This window comes from Halomonas rhizosphaerae, from assembly GCF_030010555.1.
In the GTDB taxonomy this organism is placed as follows: domain Bacteria; phylum Pseudomonadota; class Gammaproteobacteria; order Pseudomonadales; family Halomonadaceae; genus Halomonas; species Halomonas rhizosphaerae.
Map to the genome: position 1 here is coordinate 19,955 of NZ_JASCQP010000033.1, position 9,644 is coordinate 29,598.

The 9,644-nt window shown below is 68.0% G+C and carries 10 protein-coding genes; 1 reads left to right on the plus strand and 9 read right to left on the minus strand.

All coding sequences use genetic code 11. The annotated features are described in order from the left end of the window. Positions 1-87 precede the first annotated feature (87 nt). The 7 genes from rlmN to trmJ form a co-directional block, all read right to left on the minus strand. Entirely contained in the window at positions 88-1,215 is a 1,128-nt protein-coding gene (gene rlmN / locus QLQ83_RS15445) for a dual-specificity RNA methyltransferase RlmN (RefSeq protein ID WP_282736410.1), read from the minus strand. A gap of 61 nt (positions 1,216-1,276) precedes the next feature. Then, positions 1,277-1,705, minus strand: a complete 429-nt coding sequence (ndk, locus tag QLQ83_RS15450; protein ID WP_282736411.1) for a nucleoside-diphosphate kinase — start codon at positions 1,703-1,705, stop codon at positions 1,277-1,279. Positions 1,706-1,908: 203 nt separating this feature from the next. Beyond that, on the minus strand, positions 1,909-2,235 hold the full coding sequence (locus QLQ83_RS15455) for a HesB/IscA family protein (protein ID WP_282736412.1): 327 nt from the start codon (positions 2,233-2,235) through the stop codon (positions 1,909-1,911). 25 nt (positions 2,236-2,260) lie between these two features. After that, the gene (locus tag QLQ83_RS15460; protein ID WP_282736413.1) at positions 2,261-3,418 is read right to left on the minus strand and encodes an IscS subfamily cysteine desulfurase; all 1,158 of its coding nucleotides are present in this window, start codon (positions 3,416-3,418) and stop codon (positions 2,261-2,263) included. A gap of 73 nt (positions 3,419-3,491) precedes the next feature. After that, positions 3,492-3,959 (minus strand): Fe-S cluster assembly transcriptional regulator IscR, encoded by a 468-nt coding sequence (iscR, locus tag QLQ83_RS15465; protein ID WP_282736414.1) that lies wholly within the window; start codon positions 3,957-3,959, stop codon positions 3,492-3,494. Positions 3,960-4,041: 82 nt separating this feature from the next. After that, positions 4,042-4,926 (minus strand): serine O-acetyltransferase, encoded by an 885-nt coding sequence (cysE, locus tag QLQ83_RS15470; protein ID WP_282736415.1) that lies wholly within the window; start codon positions 4,924-4,926, stop codon positions 4,042-4,044. Positions 4,927-5,010: 84 nt separating this feature from the next. Continuing rightward, positions 5,011-5,757, minus strand: a complete 747-nt coding sequence (gene trmJ, locus QLQ83_RS15475; RefSeq protein WP_282736416.1) for a tRNA (cytosine(32)/uridine(32)-2'-O)-methyltransferase TrmJ — start codon at positions 5,755-5,757, stop codon at positions 5,011-5,013. Between the two features lie 145 nt (positions 5,758-5,902). Here trmJ and QLQ83_RS15480 point away from each other — a divergent pair, with 145 nt between their 5' ends. Further along, on the plus strand, positions 5,903-6,697 hold the full coding sequence (locus QLQ83_RS15480; protein WP_282736417.1) for an inositol monophosphatase family protein: 795 nt from the start codon (positions 5,903-5,905) through the stop codon (positions 6,695-6,697). 107 nt (positions 6,698-6,804) lie between these two features. On the opposite strand, the gene secF is transcribed toward QLQ83_RS15480, so the two are convergent. Further along, positions 6,805-7,728, minus strand: coding sequence for a protein translocase subunit SecF (gene secF, locus QLQ83_RS15485; protein ID WP_282736418.1), 924 nt, complete (start codon positions 7,726-7,728; stop codon positions 6,805-6,807). A 9-nt stretch (positions 7,729-7,737) separates the two neighbouring features. Beyond that, the gene (secD, locus tag QLQ83_RS15490; RefSeq protein ID WP_282736419.1) at positions 7,738-9,588 is read right to left on the minus strand and encodes a protein translocase subunit SecD; all 1,851 of its coding nucleotides are present in this window, start codon (positions 9,586-9,588) and stop codon (positions 7,738-7,740) included. Between the last annotated feature and the right edge of the window lie 56 nt (positions 9,589-9,644).

Consider the following 9,644-nt stretch of genomic DNA (forward strand, 5'->3'; position numbering starts at 1 on the left):
TCGGGTGGCTTGCGACACGCGGGCGGCGGTGAAAAAAGGCCCGTCCATCAAAGCGCCGAGCCCAGTTGAAGTCAAGGCGACCCCCCCTCAGTCGGCGTCGATCTGGATGGACTGGATATAGCGCGCGTGGCGCTTGGTGCGATCCTTGACGCGGCCCACCAGCTGGCCGCAGGCGGCATCGATGTCGTCGCCGCGGGTGGTGCGGATCGGCGCGGTGTAGCCCAGCTCATAGAGCCACTGCTGGAAGCGCACCACCTGGTTGCGTGAGGGCTTCTCGTAGCCCGAGTGCGGGAAGGGGTTGAACGGGATCAGGTTGATCTTGCACGGCAGCTCCTCGAGCAGGGCGGCGAGCTGCTCGGCGTGCTCCTGCTGGTCGTTGACGTCCTTGATCACCGTGTACTCGATGGTCACCATCCGCGTGTCGTGGCACTTGGCCAGGTAACGGTGGCAGGCGTCGAGCAGGGTGCGGATGTTGTACTTGCGATTGAGCGGTACCAGCTCGTTGCGCAGCTCGTCGTTGGCGGCATGCAGCGAGATGGCCAGGCTCACGTCAAGCTCGTCGCCGAGCCTGTCGAGCATCGGCACCACGCCGGAGGTGGAGAGCGTGACGCGGCGCTTGGAGAGGCCGTAGCCGTCGTCGTCGAGCATTAGCTTCATCGCCGGGACGACGTTGTCGTAGTTGAGCAGCGGCTCGCCCATCCCCATCATCACCACGTTGGTGACGGGGCGGTGGGCGGTGTCGCGGCGCGGCCCCACGCTGCGCTGGGCCACCCACACCTGGCCGATGATCTCGGCGGCGGTGAGGTTGCGCTGGAACCCCTGCTTGCCGGTGGAGCAGAAGCTGCAGTCCAGCGAGCAGCCGACCTGGGAGGAAACGCACAGGGTGCGGCGCTTGCCGTTGTCGGCGGGGATCAGCACCGTCTCCACATAGCTGCCGTCCTCCACCTCGAGCACCCACTTGCGGGTGCCGTCGCTGGAGGTGCCCTCGTAGACCACGCCCGGGCCGCGGATCTCGGCGACCTCGGCCAGGCGCGAGCGCAGCGCCTTGGAGAGGTTGGTCATGGCCGCGAAGTCATCGCAGCCCTCGATGTGGATCCACTTCATCACCTGGGCGGCACGGAACTTCTTCTCGCCGATGGAGAGGAAGAAGGCTTCCAGCTCCTCGCGGGTCATGCCGAGCAGGTTGGTGAGACGGGGAGCAGTGGTGGCGGTCATGGCGGTCAGCGAGTCGTTGGGGCAGGGCGGGGGTGTGGCCACCCCCGCGGGAGAGGCGTGATCAGCCGCGCGGGCAGATCTCGTCCACCTCGAAGAAGTAGGCAATCTCGCGCTCGGCGGATTCCGGGGAGTCGGAGCCATGCACGGCGTTGGCGTCGATGGTCTCGGCGAAGTCGGCACGGATGGTGCCCGGTGCCGCTTCCTTGGGGTTGGTGGCGCCCATCAGGTCACGGTTCCTGGCCACGGCGTCCTCGCCCTCGAGGACCTGCACGACCACCGGCCCGGAGGTCATGAAGCCGACCAGGTCCTTGAAGAAGGGGCGCTCCTTGTGCTCGGCATAGAAGCCACCGGCCTTCTCCTCGGAGAGCTGGAGCATCTTGGCGGCCACGATCTTCAGGCCGGCCTTCTCGAAGCGGCTCTCGATCTCGCCGATCACGTTCTGGGCGACGGCATCGGGCTTGATGATGGACAGGGTGCGCTGGTTGGCCATGGGGGCATGTCTCCGGTTGGCTGGATGATGTGGCGATGGATGCAGTGGCGATGGATAGCGCCGCGCCGCCCCTGGCTCCGCGGGGGAGAGGGCGGCGCGGCGACTCGTGTGAATCGGACCGGCGTTTCGGCGGACCGGTGGTTCGGCAGCGTGCGCCGACTGGGCGGGGAGTATAACGCTCCGGGACGACGTTGAACAATCGTTCAGACGCTGAAGCTCTCGCCGCAGCCGCACTGGTCCTTGACGTTGGGGTTGTTGAAGCGGAAGAAGCGGTTGAGCCCCTCGGAGACATAGTCGACCTCGCTGCCATCGAGCATCTCCAGGGCCTCGGGGGCGACGAAGACCATCACGCCGTGCTCCTCGAAGGTCACGTCGTCATTGGCCGCCTCGTCGGCGAAGTCGAGTACGTAGCTGTAGCCGGAGCAGCCGCTGGGCTTGACCGAGACCCGCAGGCCAAGGCCGTGGCCTCGCTCATCGAGCACCCGATGGATCTGCTCGGCGGCGGCAGTGGTGATCGAAAGGTGCGCCATGGTCTCTCTCCTGAACGTGGTAGGGTCAGACCGCCCGGCGACGCAGCCCGTCCAGGGCGTGTCGCAGGGCGTCCAGTGTGCGGTTGATGTCGGCCTCGGTGGTGAAGCGGCCGAAGCTGAAGCGCAGTGAGGCCAGTGCCAGGGGGCGTTGCAGGCCGATGCCCTTCAGTACATAGGAGGGCTCGACGCTCGCCGAGTTGCAGGCCGAGCCGGTAGAGAGCGCGATATCGCGCAGCGCCATCAGAAGTGACTCGCCCTCCACCCCCGCGAAGGCCAGGTTGAGGATGTTGGGGACCGCCACCTCGACCGCCGTGTTGTGGTGGATGCCGTCGAAATCGGCAAGGCCCTCGAGCAGGCGGTCACGCAGCGCGGAGATGCGGGCCTGGTCGGCCTCGCCCTCGGCGGCGGCGATGGCGAAGGCCTCGCCCATGCCGGCGATCTGGTGGGTGGCCAGGGTACCCGAGCGCATGCCGCGCTCATGGCCGCCGCCATGGATCAGCGCTTCCAGACGGAGGTCGGGGCTGCGCCGCACGAAGAGGGCGCCGATGCCCTTGGGACCGTAGGCCTTGTGCCCGGAGAGCGACATCAGGTCGATGCCGAGCCGGCCGACGTCCAGCGGGATGCGGCCCACCGCCTGGGCGGCATCCACATGGAAGGTGGCGCCGAAGGCATGGGCCACCTCGGCCAGTGCTGCCAGGTCGTGGATGACGCCCAGTTCGTTGTTCACGGCCATCAGCGAGACCAGCACGGTGTCGTCCCGCATGGCCTCGCGCAGCTGTGCCGGGCTGATGCGCCCGTCGCGGGCCGGCGTCAGCCAGGTCACCTCGAAACCCTCTTCCTCCAACGCCAAGGCGGTATCGACCACCGCCTTGTGCTCGATGATGGAGGTCACCAGGTGGCGCCCATGGGCCCGGTTGGCGCGCATGAAACCGGTCAGTGCCAGGTTGTCGGCCTCGGTGGCGCCGCTGGTCCAGACGATCTCGCGGGGGTCGGCCGCGATGAGGTCGGCAACCTGGCGGCGGGCGCTCTCCACGGCCTGCTCCGCCTGCCAGCCGAGCATGTGGCTGCGCGAGGCGGGGTTGGCGAAGATGCCGTCGAGGGTCAGGTAGTGGCTCATGACCTCCGCGACCCGCGGATCGACCGGGGTGGTGGCGGCATAATCGAGGTAGACGGGTGCGCTCATGGGCTCGCTGTTCTGGTTGTCGAATCGGGGCTGTGGGATGGGGGCTTCGGGAGCGGATGTCGGGGACGTCGAGTCAGCTGGTGGAGGCCAGGATGCCGTCGTCCCACCGGCCGCGCTGGCGGCTGGCGATGGCCTGGATCTCCCCGCGTCCGGCCAGTTGGGCCAGGGTGACCTCCTGGAGGAAGTCGTGAATATGCGCGGAGAGCTCGCACCACAGGTGGTGGGTCAGGCAGGTGTCGCCTTGCTGGCAGTCCGAGAGTCCGCCACAGCGAGTGGTATCCACGGATTCGTTCACCGCTTGGATGACCTGGGCCACGGTGATGCCCTCCGCGGCCTGGGCCAGCAGGTAGCCGCCGCCCGGGCCACGTACGCTGTCCACCAGCCGGGCACGCCGCAGCCGCGCGAACAGCTGCTCCAGGTAGGAGAGCGAGATCTCCTGGCGCTTCGAGATGTCGGCGAGGCTGATGGGGCCGGTGTCGGCATTCATGGCCAGGTCGAGCATGGCGGTGACGGCATAGCGTCCCTTGGTGGTCAGGCGCATGAGGAACTCACCTCGGCACCGACACGCGGGTCGGCAGTCAATGAACGTGATCGGCCATTATGGTAAAGACCGAGTATCGTGGTCAACCATTTCGCCGTCGAGGGGCCGCGTTGGCCTTCCGCTCGCCCGGTGGCGTGCCCTCCGCGCCCCGCTCTCCCTGCTCTTCCCGGGGCGGGCAGCAGCTGTCGACGTCGGCGAGGATGTCGGCGAAGTCCTCGTCGCGCAGCTCCGGCAGGCGGCCGTCGCGGTAGCTGGCGTCGACCTTGCGCAGGGTGGTGCACATGCGCTCGATGCGCTCGTCCACGGCGTGCATGTGGTCGAGCATCGCCTGGATGGAGCGGGCCACCGGGTCGGGCATGTCCTGGCTGACGCCGTAGGCGTCGAATCCGAACTTGCGGCGCATCGCCTCGCGCCGCGCGGGATCCACTTCCAGCTCCTCGCCCTGGTCGGGGTCGACGCGGTGCACGACCTTGCCGGGGATGCCGACCACGGTGGCGCCGGCGGGCACCTCCTTGGTGACCACGGCGTTGGAGCCGATCTTGGCCCCGGTGCCCACGCTGAAGGGGCCCAGTATCTTGGCCCCGGCGCCGACGATCACGCCGTCCTCCAGGGTCGGGTGGCGCTTGCCCTTGTTCCAGCTGGTCCCGCCCAGGGTCACGCCCTGGTAGAGGGTGACGTCGTCGCCCACTTCGGCGGTTTCGCCGATCACCACGCCCATGCCGTGGTCGATGAAGAAGCGCCGGCCGATGGTCGCCCCCGGGTGGATCTCCACGCCGGTGAGCCAGCGCGAGAAGGTGGAGAGGGTGCGCGCCAGCCACTTGAGGTTCTTCCGCCACAGCCAGTGGCTGAGGCGGTGGATGAGCAGGGCATGCAGGCCCGGGTAGTTGGTCAGCACTTCCAGGAAGTTGCGTGCCGCCGGGTCGCGGGCGAATACGCTGTTGATGTCCTCGCGCAGACGTTCAAGCATGCAGCGGTCCTTGGGTGGCGGGGCGATGGGGGATGGCCTTCATAGTGGGGGCGCGGCGAGCCGGCTTCAAGCCGCGTCCGCCATCTAGTCTCGGCGCTCGGCCTGCTGCTCGGTGGCGGTGAGAATGCCGCGCAGGATGTTGAGCTCCATGCGCTCGGGACGGGCTCGCAGGGTGAAGCGGCGCAGCCGGGCCATCAGCTGTCGCGGGGTGGCCGGGTCGTGGAAGCCGATGGTGACCAGGGTGCGCTCCAGGTGCTCGAAGTAGCGCTCGAGTTCCTCGTGGCTGGCCAGCGGCTGGGGCGGTGCCGCTTCGGCCGGGGTGCTGGCTTCCTGCTGACCCAGCCAGGCCTGTCGGCACTCGTAGGCCAGCACCTGGACCGCGGCGGCCAGGTTCAGGGAGCTGAAGTCGGGGTTGGTGGGGATATTCACATGGGCATGGCAGCGCTGCAGCTCCGCGTTGGTCAGGCCGCTGTCCTCGCGGCCGAAGACCAGGGCGACGCGCGCCTCGGGGCTGGCCAGCTCCGCCGGGAGCCGGGCGCCGAGCGCGCGCGGGGTGATCATCGGCCAGGGCAGGGTCCGCGAGCGGGCGCTGGCCCCGACGACCAGGGTGGCGTCGCCCACCGCCTGCTCCAGGGTCTCCACCGTTCGGGCGCCGTGGACGATATGGTCCGCTCCCGAGGCGCGGGAGACGGTGTCGGCGGTGAGCGGCTCGCAGCGCGGCGCCACCAGGGCAAGGTCGGCCAGGCCCATGTTGTGCATGGCGCGGGCGGTGCCGCCGATGTTGCCGGGATGGCTGGTGCCGATCAGGACGATGCGGATGCGCTCGAGCATGGTGGGGCCTGTAGATCCTGGGTGGAGGCGAAGGCGAGCGATTCTATCACGCCGGCCCGGTGCGTCGAATGGCGCGCCCGGTGCGCTTCTGCTAGGATGCGCGCCGACCCGTTCTTTAACACCACTGACTCCCCAAGGCCCGATCATGCATCCGATGGTCCAATTCGCGCTGCGTGCGGCACGCAGCGCCGGCGAACAGTTCCTGCGCATCCGCGAGCGAATCGAGAACTCCCACCAGGAGCACAACCTCGACCGCCTTCTCGAGGATGCCGCCCGCAATGCCGAGACGCTGATCATCCGTCAGCTCTCCCGCGGCTACCCCCAGCATGGCGTCGAAGGACGCTTCACGCCTCACCGCGCCGGTGAGGGCGAGGGTGCCGACACCCTGTGGAAGATCGAACCCTTCCACGGCTACTCCAATCTCAGTGTCGCTTCCCCCGGCTTCGCGCTGTCGGTGGTCTGTCTCGTCAAGGGTCGCCCGGAGCATGCGGTGGTGATCTGTCCCTTCAGCGACGACGAATACCTGGCCAGTCGCGGGCGCGGCGCCCAGCTCAACGGCAAGCGCCTGCGCGTGTCGAAGAACACCGCCGTGGCCGGCACCCGTATCGCCATGAGCCTGCCCGAGACCTGGCTGCGCTCACGCTTCCTGCCCTCCTACCTGACCCTGGTGCAGCAGCTCGCCCCGCAGATCGAACTGCAGCGTGCCTCGGGCAGCGGTCTGCTCGACATCGCCGAGTTGGCGGCGGGGCGTGCGGATGCCGCCTTCGTGCTGGGCCTGGAGGAGCAGGACCTGCACGTCGGCTCGCTGCTGCTCAAGGAGAGCGGCGCCCTGATGGGCACGCCCGACGGCCAGCCCAGTGTCGAGATCGAGGGGCGCCTGATGGCCGCCGGACCGCGCCTCTACAAGGCCCTGGTGCAGCAGCTCAAGCCGCATTTCTGAGCGCCGAGCCACAAGCGCCAAGCCAAAAGGAAAACCCCCGTCGGTATCACCGGCGGGGGTTTTCTGTTTCGACCTCGGCGAAGAGGTGGGCGCGCCGCTTGGCGCTGTCAGGGCAGCTCTTCGGCCTCGGGGTCTTCCTTCCTCGCCGGGATCAGGTCCTCGCGATCCAGCTTCACCGCCAGCAGCAGGGCCGCCGCCACGTAGATGGAGGAGAAGGTCCCGACCACCACGCCGGCGATCAGGGCGATGGAGAAGAAGTGGATCATGTCCCCGCCCAGGAAGAAGAGCGCAAAGAGCACCAGCAGGGTGGTGCCGGAGGTCGCCAGGGTGCGCGACAGGGTCATGTTGATCGCCTCGTTGAAGATCGTCGGCATGTCATCGATGCGTGACTTGCGGATGGTCTCGCGGATGCGGTCGTAGACCACGATGGTGTCGTTGAGCGAGTAGCCGATCACCGCCAGCAGGGCGGCGAGCACGGTGAGGTCGAATTCCCACTGGAACAGCGAGAAGAGGCCGACCACGATGATCACGTCGTGCATCAGGGCCAGTAGCGCGCCGATGGCGAACTTGTACTGGAAACGGAAGGCCACGTAGAGCATCACGATGCCCAGCGCCACCAGCAGGCCCATGCCGCTCTGGTCGCGCAGCTGGTCGCCCACCTGGGCGCCGACGAACTCGGCGCGCACCAGCTCCACCTCGTCGCCGCCGCGACGCAGCAGCTCCACCACGCGCTCCCCCACGTCGGGGTCGAAGGCCTGCTGCAGGCGGATCAGCACCTCGGTGGAGGCCCCGAAGGTCTGCACCGAGACGTCACGGAACTCGGCGTCCTCCAGGACCTGGCGAACGGCGTCCAGGGAGGGGGCCACCGCGTAGCGGACCTCCACCAGGGTGCCGCCGGTGAAGTCCAGCCCCAGGTTGAGCTGCTGGAACAGCAGCGCGGCGATCGACACCAGCAGCATCAGGCCCGAGATCGCGAAGGCGACCCGGCGCTTGCCCATGAAGTCGAGCTGTCGATTGACGAGGGATTTCATTGCCACCTCTTATATCCAGAGCTTCTTGACCGGCTTGCCGCCGTAGGTCAGGTTGACCATCGCCCGCGTCACCATCAGGGCGGTGAACAGCGAGGTGATGATCCCCAGCGAGAGGGTCACGGCGAAGCCCTTGACCGGCCCGGTACCGATGGAGAACAGGATTACCGCCACCAGCAGGGTGGTGATGTTGGCATCGATGATCGAGGTGAAGGCACGCTCGTAGCCGGCCGTGATGGCCTGCTGCACCGACAGCCCCGTGCGCAGCTCCTCGCGTATGCGCTCGAAGATCAGCACGTTTGCGTCCACCGCCATGCCCAGCGTCAGCACGATGCCGGCGATGCCGGGCAGGGTGAGGGTGGCGCCGAGCAGCGACATGGCCGCCACCAGCAGGGTCAGGTTGAGCGCCAGGGCGACATTGGCGAAGACGCCGAACACCTTGTAGCGCACCAGCATGAAGAGCACCACCAGCAACAGGCCGATCTGCACCGACATGATGCCGCGCTCGATGTTCTCGGCGCCCAGGCTCGGCCCGATGGTGCGTTCCTGCACGAAGTAGATCGGCGCGGCCAGCGAGCCGGAGCGCAGCAGCAGGGCGAGTTCTGCCGCCTCGGTGGGCGAGTCGAGCCCGGTGATGCGGAAGCTGTTGCCCAGCGCACTCTGGATGGTGGCCAGGCTGATGATGCCACGCTCGGTGTAGGGCTCGCGCTCCACGACCTCCTCGCCGTCCACCGTCTCGGTGGTCTCGCGGGTCTTGTGCTCGATGAACAGCACCGCCATGTTGCGGCCGATGTTGGTGCGGGTGGCCCGGTTCATCAGGGTGCCGCCGGTGCCGTCCAGGTCGATGTTGACCTGGGGGCGGCCGTTCTCGTCGAAGCTGTGGTTGGCATTCGAGACGCTGTCGCCGGAGATGATCACGTCGCGCATCAGGTCGGCGCTGCGCGACTCCTGGTTGCGGAACGGGAAGGACTCGGTCTCGTTGTCCGGGGTGTCGGGGCGCGCCTCGAGGCGGAACTCGAGGTTGGCGGTGGCCCCCACGATGCGCTTGGCGGCCACGGTGTCCTGCACGCCGGGCAGCTCGACCACGATGCGGTCCGGTCCCTGGCGCTGCACCATCGGCTCGGCCACGCCCAGCTCGTTGACCCGGTTGCGCAGGGTGGTGAGGTTCTGGTTGATGGCGTAGTCCTGGAGCTCCTGGACGGCCTGGTCGGTCATGGTCATGACCAGCCGGGCGCCGCGGTCATCGCCTTCGCTTGCGTAGTCGAAGTCGGGGAACTCGCGGGCGATCAAGCGGCGCGCCTCGTCGCGGTCTTCGGCGTTGGCGAAGGCCATGGAGAGGGTGCGCTCCTCGATCTCGGTGTCGCGGTAGCGGATCCGTTCGCCGCGCAACTGCTCGCGCATGGCGCTGGCGTTGACCTCGAGGCGCTGCTCCAGGGCGGCGTCCATGTCGACTTCCAGCAGGAAGTGCACGCCGCCGCGCAGGTCGAGGCCCAGGGTCATGGGCGAGGCGGAGAGCGATTGCAGCCAGGCGGGCGTGGCCTCGGCCAGGTTCAGCGCCACGACGTACTCGGCACCCAGCATGTCGCTGATGCGGTCGCGGGCCTTGATCTGGTCGTCGGCATCGGAGAGGCGGATCAGCACACTGTTGGACTCTTCCTCGACGGCCTGGATATCGATGCCGGCCTCGTCGAGGGAGGTGCGAATGCGCTCCAGCTGGCGCGCGTCGATGGTGGCGTCGCCCTGTTCGCTGCTGATCTGGACCGCCGGGTCCTCGGGGAAGAGGTTGGGGAGGGAGTAGACCAGGCCGGCGAGGAGGACGACGAGTATCAGCAGATACTTCCACAGGGGATAACGGTTGAGCATGGGGGCCCTGCCCTCAGGTTGCGGACATTGGAGGCTGACGAGGCGACCGGTGGGGC